18 protein-coding genes are annotated in these 17,250 nt (G+C 71.1%); 11 read left to right on the top strand and 7 right to left on the bottom strand.

What is annotated here, in order from left to right; all coding sequences use genetic code 11:
- The first annotated feature begins 54 nt into the window (after positions 1 to 54).
- Positions 55 to 348, top strand: a complete 294-nt coding sequence (locus tag AB5J56_RS03720) for a hypothetical protein (RefSeq protein WP_369229971.1) — start codon at positions 55 to 57, stop codon at positions 346 to 348.
- A gap of 169 nt (positions 349 to 517) precedes the next feature.
- Here the strand turns inward: AB5J56_RS03720 and AB5J56_RS03715 are convergent, their stop codons facing one another.
- The gene (locus tag AB5J56_RS03715; RefSeq protein WP_369229970.1) at positions 518 to 2,272 is read right to left on the bottom strand and encodes an ABC transporter ATP-binding protein; all 1,755 of its coding nucleotides are present in this window, start codon (positions 2,270 to 2,272) and stop codon (positions 518 to 520) included.
- Between the two features lie 68 nt (positions 2,273 to 2,340).
- Positions 2,341 to 3,300, bottom strand: a complete 960-nt coding sequence (locus AB5J56_RS03710) for an acyltransferase domain-containing protein (protein ID WP_369229968.1) — start codon at positions 3,298 to 3,300, stop codon at positions 2,341 to 2,343.
- Between the two features lie 168 nt (positions 3,301 to 3,468).
- On the opposite strand from AB5J56_RS03710, the gene AB5J56_RS03705 reads away from it, so the two are divergent.
- The 6 genes from AB5J56_RS03705 (at position 3,469) to AB5J56_RS03680 (ending at position 7,644) form a co-directional block, all read left to right on the top strand.
- Complete coding sequence (locus AB5J56_RS03705) at positions 3,469 to 3,804, top strand: hypothetical protein (RefSeq protein ID WP_369229966.1); 336 nt, start codon at positions 3,469 to 3,471, stop codon at positions 3,802 to 3,804.
- A gap of 85 nt (positions 3,805 to 3,889) precedes the next feature.
- Positions 3,890 to 4,177, top strand: coding sequence for a metal-sensitive transcriptional regulator (locus AB5J56_RS03700; RefSeq protein WP_369229964.1), 288 nt, complete (start codon positions 3,890 to 3,892; stop codon positions 4,175 to 4,177).
- A gap of 138 nt (positions 4,178 to 4,315) precedes the next feature.
- Complete coding sequence (locus tag AB5J56_RS03695) at positions 4,316 to 5,401, top strand: S-(hydroxymethyl)mycothiol dehydrogenase (protein ID WP_369229962.1); 1,086 nt, start codon at positions 4,316 to 4,318, stop codon at positions 5,399 to 5,401.
- Positions 5,401 to 6,030, top strand: coding sequence for an MBL fold metallo-hydrolase (locus tag AB5J56_RS03690; protein ID WP_369229960.1), 630 nt, complete (start codon positions 5,401 to 5,403; stop codon positions 6,028 to 6,030). Before AB5J56_RS03695 ends, AB5J56_RS03690 begins: the two co-directional genes overlap by 1 nt.
- A 193-nt stretch (positions 6,031 to 6,223) precedes the next feature.
- The gene (locus AB5J56_RS03685) at positions 6,224 to 6,574 is read left to right on the top strand and encodes an ArsR/SmtB family transcription factor (RefSeq protein WP_369229958.1); all 351 of its coding nucleotides are present in this window, start codon (positions 6,224 to 6,226) and stop codon (positions 6,572 to 6,574) included.
- A 155-nt stretch (positions 6,575 to 6,729) separates the two neighbouring features.
- Complete coding sequence (locus AB5J56_RS03680) at positions 6,730 to 7,644, top strand: SDR family oxidoreductase (protein WP_369229956.1); 915 nt, start codon at positions 6,730 to 6,732, stop codon at positions 7,642 to 7,644.
- A 26-nt stretch (positions 7,645 to 7,670) separates the two neighbouring features.
- Here AB5J56_RS03680 and AB5J56_RS03675 read toward each other — a convergent pair whose 3' ends face one another.
- Positions 7,671 to 8,210, bottom strand: a complete 540-nt coding sequence (locus AB5J56_RS03675; protein WP_369229954.1) for a hypothetical protein — start codon at positions 8,208 to 8,210, stop codon at positions 7,671 to 7,673.
- Positions 8,211 to 8,385: 175 nt separating this feature from the next.
- On the opposite strand from AB5J56_RS03675, the gene AB5J56_RS03670 reads away from it, so the two are divergent.
- A complete protein-coding gene (locus AB5J56_RS03670) occupies positions 8,386 to 9,678 on the top strand; it encodes an MFS transporter (protein ID WP_369229952.1) in 1,293 nt (430 codons plus the stop codon).
- On the opposite strand, the gene AB5J56_RS03665 is transcribed toward AB5J56_RS03670, so the two are convergent.
- A complete protein-coding gene (locus AB5J56_RS03665) occupies positions 9,653 to 11,050 on the bottom strand; it encodes an aspartate aminotransferase family protein (RefSeq protein ID WP_369229950.1) in 1,398 nt (465 codons plus the stop codon). The genes AB5J56_RS03670 and AB5J56_RS03665 overlap by 26 nt on opposite strands.
- 91 nt (positions 11,051 to 11,141) lie before the next feature.
- On the opposite strand from AB5J56_RS03665, the gene AB5J56_RS03660 reads away from it, so the two are divergent.
- The 3 genes from AB5J56_RS03660 to AB5J56_RS03650 all read left to right on the top strand — a co-directional run bounded on the left by AB5J56_RS03660 (position 11,142) and on the right by AB5J56_RS03650 (position 13,707).
- Positions 11,142 to 12,512 carry a PLP-dependent aminotransferase family protein gene (locus AB5J56_RS03660; protein ID WP_369229948.1) on the top strand — a complete coding sequence of 457 codons (1,371 nt, stop codon included), beginning with the start codon at positions 11,142 to 11,144 and terminating at the stop codon, positions 12,510 to 12,512.
- An 83-nt stretch (positions 12,513 to 12,595) separates the two neighbouring features.
- A complete protein-coding gene (locus tag AB5J56_RS03655; protein ID WP_369229946.1) occupies positions 12,596 to 12,832 on the top strand; it encodes a DUF5302 domain-containing protein in 237 nt (78 codons plus the stop codon).
- A 179-nt stretch (positions 12,833 to 13,011) separates the two neighbouring features.
- Positions 13,012 to 13,707, top strand: a complete 696-nt coding sequence (locus AB5J56_RS03650) for a L,D-transpeptidase family protein (RefSeq protein WP_369229944.1) — start codon at positions 13,012 to 13,014, stop codon at positions 13,705 to 13,707.
- A 27-nt stretch (positions 13,708 to 13,734) separates the two neighbouring features.
- Here AB5J56_RS03650 and AB5J56_RS03645 read toward each other — a convergent pair whose 3' ends face one another.
- Genes AB5J56_RS03645 through AB5J56_RS03635 form a run of 3 tightly spaced genes read right to left on the bottom strand, consistent with a single transcriptional unit; the run spans position 13,735 to position 17,235 of the window.
- Complete coding sequence (locus AB5J56_RS03645) at positions 13,735 to 14,937, bottom strand: Gfo/Idh/MocA family protein (RefSeq protein WP_369229942.1); 1,203 nt, start codon at positions 14,935 to 14,937, stop codon at positions 13,735 to 13,737.
- A 14-nt stretch (positions 14,938 to 14,951) separates the two neighbouring features.
- Positions 14,952 to 16,301, bottom strand: coding sequence for an ABC transporter substrate-binding protein (locus tag AB5J56_RS03640; protein ID WP_369229940.1), 1,350 nt, complete (start codon positions 16,299 to 16,301; stop codon positions 14,952 to 14,954).
- A 10-nt stretch (positions 16,302 to 16,311) separates the two neighbouring features.
- On the bottom strand, positions 16,312 to 17,235 hold the full coding sequence (locus AB5J56_RS03635) for a carbohydrate ABC transporter permease (RefSeq protein ID WP_369229938.1): 924 nt from the start codon (positions 17,233 to 17,235) through the stop codon (positions 16,312 to 16,314).
- Between the last annotated feature and the right edge of the window lie 15 nt (positions 17,236 to 17,250).

The following is a 17,250-nucleotide window of genomic DNA, read 5'->3' as shown; positions in this document are numbered from 1 at the left end:
TGAGGAGCGGGGGCGGCCCGTGTCCGCGCGCCCTCCCGCGCCGTTGCTGAAGGCATGATCTCAACACGACGTATGGTCGCTGCCGTTGGTCTCGCCGTCGGTGTCGCGGGTTTCGCCGCGCCGATGGCGAACGCGGCGGTCTCCGAGGCCCCGGACGCCGGCAAGCTCAACCCGATCGCCCAGCTCGACGAACTCGCCGTGAGCGACATTCCCGCGGCGCACCAGGCGGAGATCCCGCGGGTCTCCGGCCAGCTGGCGGGCCTCAACCGCCTGAACGACCTCGACCAGCTCCACCAGGTCACCGACCTGGCCGCCCCCGTCACCGGTCTGCTCGACGGCATGGAGTAGGCGACCGATCCCCTACGGTCCCACGGTTGCCGGGGCCGGCACGTCCCAAGGGCCCCCGCCGCGGCGGGGGCCCTTGGCGTTCCCGCAGTCCGGTCGGAGCACCGTCGAGCTTTGTGAATGGATATTCACTCAACGAACAACCGGCGGCGGCGTCCGACGGCCCGCGTCGTCAGCCCGCGGTGGCGAGGAACTGCGTGGCCGCCAGCTCGGCGTAGAGCGGGTCCGCGGCGACGAGCTCCCGGTGGGTGCCCACCGCGCGGACGCGGCCCGCGTCCATCACGACGATACGGTCGGCCATCGTGACCGTGGACAGCCGGTGGGCGACCACCAAAACCGTGGTCGTACGGGCGACATCGGCGACCGTGTCGCGCAGCGCGGCCTCGTTGACCGCGTCGAGCTGTGATGTCGCCTCGTCGAGGAGCAGCAGACGGGGGCGGCGCAGCAGGGCGCGGGCGATGGCGACGCGCTGGCGCTCGCCGCCGGACAGCCGGGTGCCGCGGTGGCCGACGAGCGTGTCGAGGCCGCGCGGCAGCCGGGCCACCAGGCCGTCCAGCCGCGTCGTCTTGAGGACACGCGTGACGTCGGCCTCGTCGGCCTCCGGGTTGCCCAGCAGCAGGTTGTCGCGCAGGGAACCCGACAGGACGGGGGCGTCCTGCTCCACATAGCCGATGGCGGACCGGAGTTGGGGCAGGTCCCAGGCCTCCAGCGGCCGCCCGTCGAGTGTTATCGCGCCCGCCTCCGGGTCGTAGAACCGCTCGATGAGTGAGAAGACGGTGGTCTTGCCCGCGCCCGAGGGTCCGACGAACGCGGTCATGCCGCGGGCCGGGACGGCGAAGGTCACGCCGTGGTGGACGTACGGAAGATCGTCGGCGTACCGGAAGCGGACGTCGTCGAAGGCGAGCGTCGCGGGTTCGGCGCCGGGGGACGGCAACGGCGCGGGCAGGGCCGCGGGTTCGGCGGGCAGCCGCAGTGCCTCCTGGATGCGGGCGAGCGCCGCGGAGCCGGTCTGGTACTGCGTGATCGCGCCGACGACCTGTTGGATCGGCGACATCAGATAGAAGACGTACAGCAGGAAGGCGACCAGGGTGCCCACGTCGATGGCGCCGGTCGCGACCCGCGCGCCGCCCACCGCGAGCACGGTGATGAACGCGATCTGCATCGCAAGACCGGCCGTGTTGCCCGCGGCTGCCGACCATTTGGCGGCGCGCACGCTCTGCCGCCACGACTCCTGCGCGGCCGCGTGGATGGTCTGCTCCTCGCGGTGCTCGGCACCGGACGCCTTGACGGTGCGCAGCGCGCCGAGGATCCGTTCCAGCGAGGCACCCATCACCCCGACCGCGTCCTGCGCCTGCCGGCTCGCCCGGTTGATGCGCGGCACGATGACCCCGAGCACGGTGCCCGCGCACAGGATCACGCCCAGCGTCACGCCGAGCAGCACCACGTCGACCAGGCCCATCATCACCACCGTCGCCACGAGCGTGAGTCCGCCGGTCCCGAGCCCCACCAGTGAGTCGGTGGTGACCTCGCGCAGCAGCGTGGTGTCGGAGGTGATGCGGGCCATCAGATCGCCCGGTTCGCTGCGGTCCACGGCGGGGATGCGCAGCCGCAGCAGGTACGACGACAGGGCGCGCCGCGCACCGAGCACCACGGACTCGGCGGTGCGCCGCAGCACATACGAACCCAGCGCGCCCACCGCCGCGTTGGTGATCACCAGCGCCGCCATGCCGAGCAGGGCCCGCGCGATGGGCCGGTCGTGCGACAGATCGTCGATGAGGCCTCGCGCCACCAGCGGAAGGAGCAGCCCGGTGACACCGGTGCCGAGTGCCAGAACCGCGCCCGCGAGCAGCGACCACCGGTGCGGCCGGACGTACTCCAGGAGCAACCGCCAAGTGGGAGGGACGGCTTCCGTCTCAGCGATGCTCACGGCGCTCCTCGGGTGATGCGGGGTGGAGCGTTCAGGCTACGTCGGTGACGGCGCCCGAGGGGAACCGCTTACCTGCCTTTCCATGTCCGCCAGTTCCGGACCGACGCGAGCGTGAGGGCCTCGCCGTCCCCGGGCAGACAGCCGTCGAGCATGCCGAGCAGTACGTCGCCGGGGCCCAGTTCCAGGCAGGTGGTGACGCCGTCCTGGTGCAGCCGGTCGACCGCGTCCGCGAACCGGACCGGCTCGCGGACCTCGCGGAGCCAGAACTCCGGTGAGACGGCGTCGGCTTCGACCGGTTTCCCGGTGATGTCCGAGACGAGCGCGGTGTGCGGGATCCGCAACTCCATGGTGTGCAGGGCATCGCGGAAGCCGTCGAGCAGGGCATCGAAGTGCGGGGAGTGCGCGGCCACGTCCGCGCGCAGCATCCGGGTCCAGCGGCCCCGGCCCGCCCACTCCTCGCGCAGGGCCGTGACGGCGACCCGGTCCCCGGAGACGACCACGGACCGGGGCCCGTTGACCGCGGCGATCACCACCCCGGAGTCCAGGCGCAGTTCGCCCGGGGACGCCTCCACCGCGGCCGTCGCGCCGCCCTGAGGCAGGGCGTCCATGAGGCGGGAGAGGGTGCCGACGGCGAGGCAGGCGTCCGCGAGGGAGAAGAGCGCCGGATTCGTGAACGACGTCCGGTCGAGGAGAGCGGCCCGCACGACGTCCCGCCCCGGCGCGCCCGCCCCGGCCATCAGCGTCCGCTCGCCGGGCGTGCAGTCCACCCGGTTCAGCGCGCCCATGTCGAGGACGAAGCCGCCTTCGGTCTGGCCCTGGCCGTACAGCGAGTACCCGCCGCCGCGCGCGGACACCGGCAGCCCGCGCGGGCCGGCGAACGCCATGACGTCCTGCACCTCGCGGACGGTGCACGGGGCGAGGACGCCCGACGGCCGGGCGCTGACGACATGACGGAAGCCGGCCGCCGCCCGGGTCAGCTCCTCGGCCCGGGTGCTCAGGGCGGCGGGGAGCTGCGAGGTGCGGGTCATGCCGCGTCCCCCAGCACGTCGAAGTGGGAACCGGGGCCCGAAATGTGGTGCCCGAAGCGGAAACCTCCCGGACCTGCACCGCGAAGGCTTCCGCACCGGAGGCTCGTTCCTCGTCGGATACGAGTCCGCGAAGGAGCTCGGCCGCTTCGCCGACCGCCGGGGTGGAGCGTGCATGTCCCCGGCCATCCCGAAGAGGGGCGCGCCGGCGTCGTGCTCGCGGTGGGTGCCACCCTGGACCCGGTGCTGCGCGCCACGGCCGAATGGGACCTCGCCGTGCTCTACGCCGGCACCGTCCGCCCCTTCGACACGGTCGGTCTGCGGACGGCCGTCCTCGCCGCCGACCATGCGGACGTCGTGCTCACCGAGCCCTACCTGCGGGGCACGTCCGCGCGCCAGGTCGCCGAGACGCTGGTCCACGTACCCCATGGGCTGCTGGCCCTGGGGGACGAGGAAGGACTGGACGACGAGCGCATCGCCCGGTCCGTGCGGAACTTCGTCAGGTGAGGCGTGCCCGCGGGTCCACGACGTGCGCCTCGAGAGGCCCCGGAGGAGGGCGTATCATACCCCTAGGGGTATTGGAGGAGTGTTCGTGGAACTGGAACTCGCTGGTGCCGAGCTGAAGGCCGTGCTGAACCGGCTGCGTCGTGCGCAGGGGCAGATCGCCGGAGTGATCAAGATGATCGAGGAGGGCCGCGACTGCGAGGACGTCGTCACCCAGCTCGCCGCCGCCTCGCGCGCCCTGGACCGGGCGGGCTTCGCGATCATCGCCACCGGACTGCAGCAGTGCCTGACCGATGTCGAGAACGGCTCGAAGAACGGGGAGAGCGCCGAGCAGATGCGGGCCCGCCTGGAGAAGCTGTTCCTGTCGCTGGCCTGAGTGCCCCACGGGTGTACTGCTCGGGCTTCCGTCCGGCGGAAAATGTGCACGGGATCCATGGAGTGCGCTTGGATCATGTGAAAGAGCCGCGCCGGCACAGGTCGGCGTTCACAGGGACCGACGGAAGGGTTCGTCACCATGGCGCAGGAAGTACGCGGCGTGATCGCACCGGGCAAGGACGAGCCGGTGCGCGTCGAGACGATCGTCGTGCCGGATCCGGGGCCCGGCGAAGCCGTGGTGAAGATCCAGGCGTGCGGGGTGTGCCACACCGACCTGCACTACAAGCAGGGCGGGATCAGCGACGACTTCCCGTTCCTGCTCGGGCATGAGGCGTCCGGCATCGTGGAGTCGGTCGGCGCGGGCGTCACCGACGTCGCGCCCGGCGACTTCGTGATCCTCAACTGGCGTGCGGTGTGCGGGAACTGCCGGGCCTGTCTGCGCGGACGGCCCTGGTACTGCTTCAACACCCACAACGCCAAGCAGAGGATGACGCTGCTGGACGGCACCGAGCTGTCCCCGGCGCTGGGCATCGGCGCGTTCGCCGAGAAGACCCTGGTCGCCGCCGGACAGTGCACCAAGGTCGACCCGGCCGTCTCCCCGGCGGTGGCGGGCCTGCTGGGCTGCGGCGTGATGGCCGGCATCGGGGCCGCGATCAACACCGGGAACGTCGGCCGGGGCGACTCGGTCGCGGTCATCGGCTGCGGCGGCGTCGGCAACGCGGCGATCGCCGGGGCCCGGCTGGCCGGCGCGGCGAAGATCATCGCCGTCGACATCGACGACCGGAAGCTGACCACCGCGGAGAAGATCGGCGCGACGCACACCGTCAACTCGCGCGGGACCGACCCGGTCGAGGCGATCCGCGAACTGACCGGCGGCTTCGGCGCCGACGTCGTCATCGAGGCAGTCGGCCGCCCGGAGACCTACCAGCAGGCGTTCTACGCCCGCGACCTCGCGGGCACGGTCGTCCTCGTCGGCGTACCGACTCCCGAGATGAAGCTCGAACTCCCGCTTCTTGACGTCTTCGGACGCGGCGGAGCCCTCAAGTCGTCCTGGTACGGCGACTGCCTGCCCTCCCGCGACTTCCCGATGCTCATCGACCTGCACCTCCAGGGACGGCTGGACCTGGACGCGTTCGTGACCGAGACGATCGCCCTGGACGAGGTGGAGCCCGCCTTCGAGCGGATGCACCACGGCGACGTCCTGCGCTCGGTGGTGGTGCTGTGATGACCACGCGCATCGAACACCTCGTCACCTCCGGCACCTTCTCCCTCGACGGCGGCACCTGGGACGTCGACAACAACGTGTGGATCGTCGGCGACGACCACGAGGCGATCGTCATCGACGCCGCCCACGACGCCGACGCCATCGCCGAAGCGGTGGGCGACCGGCGGCTCACCGCCATCGTCTGCACGCACGCCCACAACGACCACATCGACGCCGCGCCCGCCCTCGCCGAGCGGACCGGCGCCACGATCTGGCTGCACCCCGACGACCTGCCGCTGTGGAAGCAGTCCCACCCCGACCGGCTCCCCGACGCCTGGCTGAAGGACGGCCAGGTCATCGAGGCGGCCGGCGCCGACCTGACGGTCATGCACACCCCGGGCCACGCACCGGGCGCGGTCTGCCTGTACGACGCAGGTCTGGGCACCGTCTTCACCGGCGACACCCTCTTCCACGGCGGTCCGGGGGCCACCGGCCGCTCCTACTCCCACTTCCCGACGATCATCGACTCGATCCGGGACCGCCTGCTCGCCCTCCCGCCGGACACGGTGGTACGCACGGGACACGGCGAGAGCACCACCGTGGGAGCCGAGGCACCGCACCTGGAGGAGTGGATCGCGCGGGGGCACTGATGGCAGGGCCGCCGAGCGTGGTGCGGGTGCCGGGCCCCGGGTCCCGGGTCCCACAGGCGAGGATGGACCGTATGTGTGTGACGAACGAAGCGAGATGGGGGTCCCCCCGCCCGAAGGGTGGGGGAGCGCCGAGGCGACGCGCCATCCGTGGGCCGGTGCGTACGCCCCGTCGTCGCGGGCAGGTGACCGTGCCATGAGTACGCCGCTGTACCAACTGAAGGCCGAGTTCTTCAAGACGCTCGGGCACCCCGCCAGGATCCGGGTGCTCGAACTCCTCAGCGAGCGCGAGCACGCGGTGGCGGAGATGCTGCCCGAGGTGGGGATCGAGCCCGCTCATCTGTCGCAGCAGCTGGCGGTGTTGCGGCGGGCGAACCTGGTCGTGACCCGCAAAGAGGGCTCGACCGTCTACTACTCGCTGACCAGCCCGCACGTGGCGGAGCTGCTCAAGGTCGCGCGGACAATCCTGTCCGGGGTGCTGGCCGGGCAGGCCGAACTCCTCGCCGACCTCCAGGCCACCCGGGGAGGGACACGGCCGACGTCGTAGACCTCGTGCGGCCGCCCGTGGGAACTCCTGGGGAGCCGCCGAAAAGGCGACAGAAGATGTCCGGCTTCCACGACACCCTCGTACCTGGACCACATCTCGCCCCGCCGGACACGGCGTCGGCCGAGGTGACAGGACAAGGGCAAGGGAGGCCGGACATGCCGGGACCGCTGGAGGGCAAGGTCGCACTCGTCGCCGGGGCGACACGGGGAGCGGGACGCGGAATCGCCGTGGAGCTCGGCGCGGCAGGCGCCACCGTCTATGTGACGGGCCGCAGCACACGTGCGCGGCGCTCGGAGTACGACCGCCCGGAGACCGTCGAGGACACGGCGGACCTGGTCACCGCGGCCGGCGGACAGGGAATCGCCGTACCCACCGATCACCTGGTCCCCTCCGAGGTCCGCGCCCTCGTGGACCGCATCGCCGAGGAACAGGGGCGGCTCGACGTCCTGGTCAACGACATCTGGGGCGGTGAACTGCTCTTCGAGTGGGACACCCCCGTGTGGGAGCACGACCTCGACAAGGGGCTGCGGCTGCTGCGCCTCGCGGTCGAGACGCACGCGATCACCAGCCACCACGCGCTGCCCCTGATGCTGCGCAACCCCGGCGGCCTCGTCGTCGAGGTGACCGACGGAACCGCCGAGTACAACCGCGACACCTACCGGGTCTCCTTCTTCTACGACCTCGCCAAGTCGTCCGTCCTGCGCATGGCGTTCGCCCTCGGCCATGAACTGGGCCCGCGCGGCGCCACCGCGGTCGCGCTCACCCCCGGATGGCTCCGCTCGGAGATCATGCTCGGCCACTTCGGCGTGACGGAGGACAACTGGCGCGACGCCCTGGAGCGCGTCCCGCACTTCTGCATCTCCGAAACACCGTTCTACGTCGGCCGCGCGGTCGCCGCGCTGGCCGGGGACCCGGAGGTGGCCCGCTGGAACGGTGAGTCGCTCTCCAGCGGGCAACTCGCCCGGACGTACGGCTTCACGGACCGCGACGGGAGCCGCCCCGACGCCTGGCGCTACCTCGTCGAAGTGCAGGACGCGGGCAAGCCCGCGGACGCGACCGGATACCGCTGAGGCACCGGCACCGCGGTGGCTTGCAGTCAGGCGTTCGCCCCGGGCGGCCGGACCGACCATTGGCCGCCGTTGCCCGGCGGCAGCGAGAGGTCCCGGCGGATCGCGGCGTAGTACAACCCCCGTGAGGCCCGCTGCCGTTCGAGCAGCGCCTGCCAGCCTTCCGGGTCCTGGATCCGGTCGTCGAGGAAGCGCTCCATCTCGATGACCACGAGCACCCACTCCCGCGCCTTCTGCACCACCTCGTCGCTCCCCAGGAGGAGCAGCGCCTCGCCCGCCGGGTCCCGGCCCACGGCGGCCTCGGCCAGCAGCGGGGCCGCGTCCTCGGGGGAGAGGGGGTGCGGATGGGGGTCGTTGCCGAGGTGGGACGCCACACGGTAGGTGAGGGTGATGGACTTCTTGAGGTACCGCGCGTACTCCGAGTACACGGCGAGCCGCCGCTCCTCCCAGCGGGCCGCCTGCTCGCGCCGGAACCTCACCTGATCACCGCGTACGACGACCAGATACGAGCCGAGGGCACCGACGATCACACCGATCAGCGCCGGGAGTTGCTGTATGAACGCGGACATGGGCGCACGGTATCCGCTCCCCTGACGATCATGGCAGGGCGGTCGACACGGGATTCCGGTACGGGACCCGACTGTACAGTGATGCTTAAAGGTCCCTGAAGATCTTTTCACTTGTGCTGCGGAGACGGGCTCGGGCACCGTTCAAGGGCCAGGTCGCCCACCGAATGAACGGACCATGCACCCCCAATCCCCTTGGCGCGTCGCCGACTTCCGCACCCTGTTCACCGGCGCCGTCCTCAGCCACTTCGCCACGAACATCAGCTACGTCGCCGTACCCCTCATCGCCGTCGCGGCGCTCGACGCGAGCCCCGGCCAGGTCGGCGCACTGGCCGCGCTGAGCACGCTCGCCTTCCTGCTCATCGGGCTGCCCGCCGGGGCCTGGGTGGACCGGATGCGGCAGCGCCGCGTGCTGATCGGAGCGGACCTGGGGCGCGCGGTGCTGTTCGCCTCCGTCCCGGTCGCCTGGTGGCTGGACGGGCTCACCCTCAGCCAGCTGTACGCGGTCGTCCTGCTCAACGGCTGCGCCACCGTCTTCTTCGACGTCGGCTCGCAGAGCGCGCTGCCCCAACTCGTCGACCACGAGGCGCTGGTGCAGGCGAACGCCGCGATGATGAGCCTGATGGCAGTGAGCAACGTGGCCGGGCGGAGTGCGGGAGGCGGTCTTGTCCAACTGCTCACGGCACCCGTGGCGGTTCTCTGCGCGGCGGCCGCCTATCTCGCCTCGGCGCTGCGGCTCACCGCGATCCGCGGCGCCGGGCTCCCGGCCATTCCGCGACCGCCCACGCGCCTGCGCACCCAGATCGCCGAAGGCCTGCGCCATGTCTTCGGCAACGGGGAACTCCGCGCCCTGGCCCTCACTGCGGCCCTCTCCAACCTCGGCTCGCAGATCATCAACACCATGCTCCCGGTGCTCTTCTACCGCCAACTCGACCTGGGAGCCGGTGCATTGGGCCTGTACTGGGCCGCGGGCGGCGTCGGACTGCTGCTGGGGGCCCGAAGCGCCCGCCCCGTCGCCGGGCGCTTCGGGTACGGCCGTGCGCTGGGCCTGGCAGGACTCTGCCTCGCGCCGGCCGGTCTGCTGGTACCGCTGCTCGACCGCGGCCCCGGCCTCTGGATCGCGGGCGCCGGATGGGTGCTGGCCATGTTCAAGGTGGGCATGGACAACGTGCTCGGCGTGAGCCTGCGCCAGCGGATGACCGCCGACTCCCTGCTCGGCCGTATGAACGGCACCTTCCGTTTCATGCTCACCGGTGCGCTCGCCGTGGGCGCCGCCGTGTCGGGTCTGCTCGGCGAACTGGTCGGCGTACGCGCCACGTTGTGGGTCGGCGGGGCCTTCCTCGCCACCGCCTTCCTGCCGGTTTTCCTCTCGCCGGTCCGTATGCGTCGTGAACTCCCCGAGCAGCAGGGGGAGTCGGCCGTGCGGGCCGTGCAGCCCGGCGGTGTCAGGACACCGAGGCGGCGGCCGTGAGGAGGGCGTCGAACACCCGGTCCGTATCGACCTCGGAGGTACGCCAGTTGCTGAACGCCGCCCGCAGCCCCTGCGTCCCGTCGTAGACCGTCGGTGTCACGAAGGCCTCGCCCGAGGCGGCGACCGCGCGGGCGACGGCGTTCACCCGCTCCTGCGTCGGCTCGTCGGCCAGGGTGAAGCAGACGACGTTGAGCCGGACCGGCGCCAGGAGCCGCAACTGCCCTGTCCCCGCGATCCGTTCACCGAGACGCCGGGCGAGCGCGACATTCCGCTCGACGATCTCACGGTGCCCCGCACTGCCGTACGCCGCCAGCGAGAACCAGGCAGGAAGGGCCCGCAGCCGCTGCGAGTTCTCCGGCGTCAGATGGAGGAAGTCGGGGTCGGCGGTGGGGAGTCTGAGGTAGGGCGAGGCGTTGTGGAAGACCCGGATCTGGAGGTCCTGGCGGCGGGTGAACTGCACGGCCGCGTCGTAGGGGACGTTGAGCCACTTGTGCAGGTCGACACAGACCGAGTCCGCCGCGTCGAGGCCCTCGGCCAGATGCGCGTACGTCGGGGACAGCGCGGCGAAGGCGCCGAACGCGGCGTCCACGTGGAGCCAGAAGTCGTAGCGCTCCTTCAGTGCGGCGATGGCCCGCAGGTCGTCGAAGTCGACCGTGTTCACCGTCCCGGCGTTCGCCACGACGATGGCCGGCCCCCCGTCGAGGGCCTCCAGGGCGGCGGCCAGCTGCTCCACGTCGACCGCCTCGCGGTTTCCGGAGAGCACCGGCACGGTACGCAGCCGGTCGCGGCCGATGCCCAGCACGGACAGCGCCTTGGCGACGCTGGAGTGCGGGCTGCCCGACAGCACGTCGACCGGGCCGAGCGTGGCGGCACCCTCCCGTGACACGCAAACCCCGCGGCGCTCGCCCACCCACTCCCGCGCGATGGCAAGTCCCACAGTGTTGGAGACGGTCGCCCCCGTCACGAACGCCCCGCTGTGCGCCTCGCTCAGCCCGAACAGCTCGCGCAGCCAGCCCAGCGTCTCCCGCTCCAGGGCGGTCGCGGAAGAGCCGCCGCTGCCCGAGGCGTTCTGATCGAACGTGCTGGTCAGCCAGTCCCCGGTGAGCGAGGCGGGGGTCGCGCCGCCGGTGACGAAACCGAGGTAGCGGGCGCCCGCGGAGCCGGAGAAGCCCGGGGCCCAGCGCTCCGCGAAGCGGGCCAGCGCACCCTCCGCCCCGGCGCCCTCGGCCGGCAGGGGCTCGGGGTCGGGCGCCTTGTCGAGGTGGACCACGGGCCGGTTGTCGAGCCCGGTCACCTCCCCGGCGGCGAAGTCGCGGGCGGACTGGAGCAGTGCGGGGAGCCGGGAGAGGTCGTCGGCGAGTGTGCGGTGCATGAGCGGCAGCGTAGGCGGGCGGCGGTCCGAGATCCTGGTCCAGTCGAGGGAAACTGGACCAATGCAGAGAGGCGCCATACAGAGAGGCATCATGCAGAGAGGTTTCGCCGCCGCGCTCGGTCGCTGGCGCACCGAGCAGGAGCCACTGGCCAAAGCGCTGTCCGCGGCCGTACGCGACGCGGTCGTCGACGGCCGCGTCCCGGCCGGCACCCGGCTGCCGTCCGAGCGGGAACTCGCCCGCACCCTCGACCTCAGCCGCGGCACCGTCGTCACGGCCCTGGCCCTGCTGCGCGACGACGGCTGGCTGCACACCCGGCACGGCAGCGGCAGCGTCGTACGCCTGCCCGAGCGGCTCACCGAGCGCACCGCGCCGTGGTCGCTGGACCGGGGCGGCGCGAGCGACACGGACCTCGACCTGACGCTCGCCGTCACGGCGGCGCCCCACCACGCGTACCTCGCCGCCCAGGCCCGGGCCGTCGAGCGCAGCGCGACCCTGCTCGTCGACTCGGGGGTGGCGAGCGCCGGGCTCCCACGCCTGCGCGAGCTCCTCGCCGATCGGTACACGCGCGCGGGCCTCGCCACCCGCCCCGAGCAGATCCTCGTCACCTCGGGTGCCCGGGCCGCGCTGACCCTCCTCGTCGAGCAGCTGCACACGGACCGGCGCGCGCCCGTCGCCGTCGAGAGCCCCACGTTCCCGGGCTCCCTGGACATCCTGCGGCGGCGCCGGGCCCGGCTGCTGCCCATCCCCGTGACGGCCGCATACGGCTGGGACACCGAGCGGCTCGCCGACACGGTACGCAGCGGGGCTCCCCAACTCGCCTGTCTCATCCCCGACTTCCACAACCCGACCGGCGCGCTCATGCCCGACGCGACCCGCTCGGTGGTCGCCGAGCTCGCCGAGCGGCACGGCCTGACCGTCGTCGTCGACGAGACCATGCGCGAGCTGGATCTGCGGACGCCGGCCCGGTCCGTACCGCATCTGTCCGGGACCCGCGTGATCCAGATCGGTTCGGCGAGCAAGGTGCTGTGGAGCGGGCTGCGGGTCGGCTGGATCCGGGCCGCCGCCGACCTCGTACGCGAAGTCCGGCGCAACCCGCTCCAGGCGCAGCTGTCACCGCCGCCCCTGGAACAGCTGATCGCCGCCGAACTGCTCGGCGAGGGCCTGGACGAGATCGTCGCCGATCGCCGCACCCGCCTGCGCGCCCAGCGCGACCACCTCGCGGCCCTCCTCGCCGACACGGGGTGGACATACGGCATTCCCGACGGCGGGCTCTCGCTCTGGGTGCACCTCGGCGCTGCCACGACCGCCACGGAACTCGCCGCGAGCGCCGCACGCCGGGGCCTGGCGGTGTCACCCGGGCCGAGGTTCGCGGCGGACCGGGCGACCTTGACGCACTACTTGCGGCTGCCGTTCACGGCGACGCCGGAGGTGCTCACACGGGCGGTGGGGTTGTTGCGCTAGAGGTCAGGGGCAGGGGAGTGGGGAGACTGTGGCGTCCGGCATGACAAGCTGTGGTTCCCACTGCCCGAACCCAGGAGGTCACCATGGCCGAAGAGACCGCACCGCAAGAAGGTTCGGAGTCAACCGACGCCGAGACCCCTGCCCTGGCGCCCGACGAGGACGGCCAGTACGACCTGAAGCGCAAGTTCCGGGAGGCGCTGGAGCGCAAGCGCGGTGTGCAGGCGGACGCCCACGCCGCGAACACCAGTGGCTCGAAGATCCGCGGCGCGCACGGCCCGGCCGCCAGCCAGCGCTCGTTCCGACGCAAGAGCGGCGGCTGAGCCCGGACCGGCTGACGTCGCTCCTCGCCCGTCGGTCCGCCCCTGGCGGCCGACGGGCGAGGGCTTTTTTTGTCACCGTTTCGTCGCAGCGCGCACCGCCCTACAACCCGTGGCCCCCGACGCCTGTCTAGCTGGCGGAACCCGCAAGCAGCACGTACTGAAACCGGAGAGGCCAGGCCATGGGGGACATACGCAGACGGGGTGCCGTCGCACTCGGGATCACCGGACTGATCGCACCGCTCACGCTCGCGCTGGGCACCGTGCCCGCGCACGCGGCGAGCTGCACGACGCAGACCGGTCCGTATCAGAAGCAGGTGGAGAAGTTCCTCGGCCGACCGGTCGACGGCCGGCAGTCCGCCGCCGACTGCACGGCGATCAAGGCCTTCCAGACCAAGCACGGCATCACCCCGAACATCGGCTACGCGGGCTCTGTCACCTGGGGCGTGATGGACCTCATGAACAAGCAGAAGGCCGTGGGGACCAACCCCAACAGGGCCGGCACATGTCCGGTCAACAAGGGCCGGATCGCCTGTGTGAACCTGACGCTCCAGCTGAGCTGGATCCAGGACGGCAGCAGGCTCGTCTACGGGCCGGTGCCGGTCCGCACCGGCCGTGACGGCTACGAGACCCGCACCGGCCTGAAGAAGATCTACTGGCGGGACATCGACCACGTCTCCAGCCTCTACAACGTGCCGATGCCCTACAGCCAGTTCTTCGACGGCGGCCAGGCCTTCCACTCGGTCGGCGTCAGCATGTGGAACCCGCCGGGTTCGCACGGCTGCACCAACATGACCACGACCGACGCCAAGAAGTACTGGTCGCTCCTGAAGACCGGCGACGACGTGTTCGTGTACGGCCGCAAGCCGGGCACCTGAGACACTCGGCGCCCGGCTCGCCGGGCGTCACACCTCAGGCGCGTCCCCGAAGTCCGGGATCTCCAGCCTCGCCCCGTCCTGCCGCGCCGAGTCGTGCGCGACGATGCCCGGCAGGGTGTAGCGGGCGGCCACCCACGCGTTCACCGACGGCAGCGTGCGCGTGTTGACGGCGGTCACGAAGTCGTCCACCAGGAAGTGGTGGCTGCCCTCGTGGCCGTTGTGCAGGTTGTCGAACTCCCGCGGCAGCCGCGAGCGGTCGTGGACCGGCGCCGACCCCGAGGTGAAGGCGGCCCGCAGATCCGGCGCGATGTGCTGGAGCGACGGGTCGTCGGGAGACAGCGTGGGCTTGGGTTCGAGCAGCTCACTGATGTCCTTGACCCCCTTCTTGTCCTGCCACAGGGCCACCGTCGCGAGCTGCTCCATGCTCGCGTCCGTCCCGAAGAACCGGAAACGCGACTCCCGGATGTGCGAGGGGTAGCCGACCCGCCGGAACTCGTTCGTACGGAACGCACCGCCGCCCGCCACCTCGAACAGCGCGGTCGCGTTGGAGAAGTCGTTGCCGAACTGGCTGACCCCCTTCTCGAAGACCCCGTCGCCACGCTCGTCGACCACCCCGATCGCGGACACGCTCACCGCGTGTGTCTGCCAGGCGCCGAGCACCCCGCCGACCGAGTGCGTCGGGTACAGCAGCGGGGGATAGCTGGCGGTCGCCTTCCAGTTCTCGCCGCCGCTGTACTGGTAGGCCTCGTAGAACCCGAGGTCCATGTCGTGGACGTAGTCGCCCTCGGCGTAGAAGAGCCGCCCGAAGGCGCCGTCGGCGATCTGGTTGCGGGCGTGCACGGTGGCTGGGTTGTACTGGCTGGTCTCGCCCATCATGTACGTCAGTCCGTTGGCCCTGACCGCGTCGATGATCGCCGCGATCTCCTCCGTACTGATCGCCATGGGCACGGCCGAGTAGACGTGCTTGCCCGCGTTCAGGCCCTGGAGGACCAGCGGGCCGTGCGTCCAGCGTTGGGTGAAGATCGCGACCGCGTCGACCGCGGGCGACTCCAGCATCGCGTCGTACGTGGGGAAGGTCCCGGACAGGCCTTCGGCGGCGGCGAGTTGCTCGGCCCGCTCGGGCAGCAGATCGGTGACGTACACGTCGCCGACGCCGGGATGGGCCAGGAACAGCTTGGCGAACTGGCCGGAGAACTGGCCGGCGCCGACGATGCCGAGGGAGAACGTCATGTATGGCGTGCCCTTCACTGGTCGAGGATCAGGTTGATCTGGCTGTTGGTCCCGTCGAGGCCGCTCACGGACTTGCCGCCTGCGAAGATGTCCTGCATCGCGGGGTGCATCAACGCGTACACGTCCGCCGCGTAGTTGGTGATCGGGTACGAGAAGGTGGTGAAGTCCTTCTTGTCGGCGACCGGCTCGGTGAACGCCGTGACGTCGATGCCCTTCTTCTTGTAGGCGGCCACCGCGGCCTTCGTGCCGTCGGGCGTGGCGGGGAAGACGATGCCGTAACTCCCCACCGTCTTCTGGCAGTCCTCGGACGCCAGGTACTTCACCCACTTCAGCGCGCCCCGCTTGTTGTGGGCGTCCTTGGTGACCGAGTCCGCGAGTCCGTTCATCATGGTCGCCCGCTTGCCGGTCGGCCCGACGGGGGTGACGGCGGTGCCCGTGCTGATGCCCTTGAAGCCCGCGTACGTGGAGATCATCCAGGCCCCGTCGAAGGCGGCCGCCGCCCTGCCCGCGGCTACCTGTGTATTGGCCTGGTTGGACTGGGAGTTGTAGTCGGTGAAGGGGGCCATGTACCCCTTCTTCGCGAGATCGAAGTACCACTTGATCGTGGACTGGAAGGTCTTGTCGTCGTACTGGTAGGTCGTGCCCCAGCGCTTCTTGTCCGTGTAGGTCCAGCCGGCGGAGGCGGTGAAGGTGCTCCACTGGGTCTGACCGTCGCCGTCGCCGCCGCCGTTGGTGGCGAGTCCGTAGACCTTGACGTGGTGCTTGTCGAAGCCGGGTTCGTCGCCGCGCTTGCCGCCTCGGTCCACGGTGAGGTGCGCGATCGCCTTCTCGAAGCTGCCGCCGTCCTTCGGGTTCCAGCTGAGGTCGTTGAGCTGTTCGGCGCCGAGGCCGGCCGCCTGCGCCATCTTCTTGTTGTAGAAGAGGGCGACGGTGTCCCAGTCCTTCGGGGCTCCGTAGCGCCGGCCGTCCTGGCCCATCCAGTTGGCGGCAAGGCCCGGCTGATAGGCGGAGTCCTCGATGCCCAGACTGTCGAGCGGCTCCAGCACCTTCAGGTCGGCGAACTGCCCGAACTTCTGGATGTGGTCGGTGAACACGTCCGGCTGGGTGCCCGCGATGAAGCTCGCGGTGAGCTTGGTCCAGTAGTCGTCCCAGCCCAACTGGGTGATCCTGACGTGCAGTCCGGGGTTCTGCCGCTCGAAGCCCTTGGCGCAGGCCTGGTAGGCGGGCAGTTGGTTGGCGTCCCACAGCCAGTACGTCACCGTGTTCGCGGACGACCCGCCCGCGCCGCCCTTCGCGCACCCGCTCACCAGGGACAGCGCCAGCGCTCCGGTCAACGCCACGACCGTACGCGTACGAATTCGCATGCCTGTCCCCTCACTTGATCCCGGTGAAGCTGATGGTGCCGACGATGCGGCGGGCGAAGACCCCGAAGAGCACGAGCATCGGCAGGGCCGCGATGAGCGTCGCCGCCATCAGGCCCGACCAGTCGACGCCGGACTGCGGAACCTGCGCCCGGAACACGGCGAGCGCCACGGTGAGCACCCGCGAACTGTCGCTGTAGGACACCATCAGCGGCCAGAAGTAGTCGTTCCAGGAGGTGATGTACGTCAGTACGGCCAGCGTGAGCACCGGAGTGGACGCCATCGGCAGCAGCACCCGGTAGAAGATCCTGATCTTCCCGGCGCCGTCGAGGAGGGCGGCCTCCTCGACCTCGCGGGGCACGTTCATGAAGAACTGCCGCAGGAAGAACACCGCGAACGGGGTCATGAACATCGTGGGCAGGGAGATCCCCAACAACGTGTCGACCAGGCCGAGTTGCTTGATGAGTACGAAGTTCGGCAGCAGCGTGAAGATGGCCGGCACCATCAGCCCCGCGAGGAAGAGCCCGAAGACCTTGTCCCGGCCGCGCCAGCGGAGCCGGGCGAAGGCGTACGCGGCCATCGCGGAGAAGAAGATCTGGCAGACGGTGACCAGCGTCGAGACGATCACCGAGTTGAGCAGGTAGTGCCAGAACACCAGCCCGCCGCCCGCGCCGCCCTCGGCGATCGCCTCCTTGGTGGACTGCAGGCCGAGGGCGCGGGCGAAGCCGGAGCCGGTGAGGTCCACGGGCAGCGGATTGCCGGGATCGGCGGCCAGGCCGGCGTTGGAGGACAGCGCGGTGCGCAGGATCCAGTAGAACGGCAGCAGGGTGATGAGCGCGATCGCGCCCATCGCCGCCCAGGCCACGATGCGGCCCGGGGAGGGGCGGCGCCTGAGGGGCCGCACGTGCGTCGTCGTGGTGGTGGTGACGGCAGCCATGTCGACTCCTTCCGG

Origin of the sequence: Streptomyces sp. R21, assembly GCF_041051975.1 — a bacterium.
Lineage (GTDB): Bacteria > Actinomycetota > Actinomycetes > Streptomycetales > Streptomycetaceae > Streptomyces.
The sequence above is the reverse complement of the archived record's forward strand: the minus strand, read 5'-3'. Positions and strand labels throughout refer to the sequence as shown.

Excerpts from the sequence above, each read along its gene's own strand:
- AB5J56_RS03720 (WP_369229971.1), top strand. The coding sequence starts at position 55 with ATGATCTCAACACGACGTATGGTCGCTGCCGTTGGTCTCGCCGTCGGT.
- AB5J56_RS03710 (WP_369229968.1), bottom strand. The coding sequence starts at position 3,300 with ATGACCCGCACCTCGCAGCTCCCCGCCGCCCTGAGCACCCGGGCCGAG.
- AB5J56_RS03695 (WP_369229962.1), top strand. The coding sequence starts at position 4,316 with ATGGCGCAGGAAGTACGCGGCGTGATCGCACCGGGCAAGGACGAGCCG.
- AB5J56_RS03690 (WP_369229960.1), top strand. The coding sequence starts at position 5,401 with ATGACCACGCGCATCGAACACCTCGTCACCTCCGGCACCTTCTCCCTC.
- AB5J56_RS03685 (WP_369229958.1), top strand. The coding sequence starts at position 6,224 with ATGAGTACGCCGCTGTACCAACTGAAGGCCGAGTTCTTCAAGACGCTC.
- AB5J56_RS03680 (WP_369229956.1), top strand. The coding sequence starts at position 6,730 with ATGCCGGGACCGCTGGAGGGCAAGGTCGCACTCGTCGCCGGGGCGACA.
- AB5J56_RS03675 (WP_369229954.1), bottom strand. The coding sequence starts at position 8,210 with ATGTCCGCGTTCATACAGCAACTCCCGGCGCTGATCGGTGTGATCGTC.
- AB5J56_RS03670 (WP_369229952.1), top strand. The coding sequence starts at position 8,386 with ATGCACCCCCAATCCCCTTGGCGCGTCGCCGACTTCCGCACCCTGTTC.
- AB5J56_RS03665 (WP_369229950.1), bottom strand. The coding sequence starts at position 11,050 with ATGCACCGCACACTCGCCGACGACCTCTCCCGGCTCCCCGCACTGCTC.
- AB5J56_RS03660 (WP_369229948.1), top strand. The coding sequence starts at position 11,142 with ATGCAGAGAGGTTTCGCCGCCGCGCTCGGTCGCTGGCGCACCGAGCAG.
- AB5J56_RS03655 (WP_369229946.1), top strand. The coding sequence starts at position 12,596 with ATGGCCGAAGAGACCGCACCGCAAGAAGGTTCGGAGTCAACCGACGCC.
- AB5J56_RS03650 (WP_369229944.1), top strand. The coding sequence starts at position 13,012 with ATGGGGGACATACGCAGACGGGGTGCCGTCGCACTCGGGATCACCGGA.
- AB5J56_RS03645 (WP_369229942.1), bottom strand. The coding sequence starts at position 14,937 with ATGACGTTCTCCCTCGGCATCGTCGGCGCCGGCCAGTTCTCCGGCCAG.
- AB5J56_RS03640 (WP_369229940.1), bottom strand. The coding sequence starts at position 16,301 with ATGCGAATTCGTACGCGTACGGTCGTGGCGTTGACCGGAGCGCTGGCG.
- AB5J56_RS03635 (WP_369229938.1), bottom strand. The coding sequence starts at position 17,235 with ATGGCTGCCGTCACCACCACCACGACGACGCACGTGCGGCCCCTCAGG.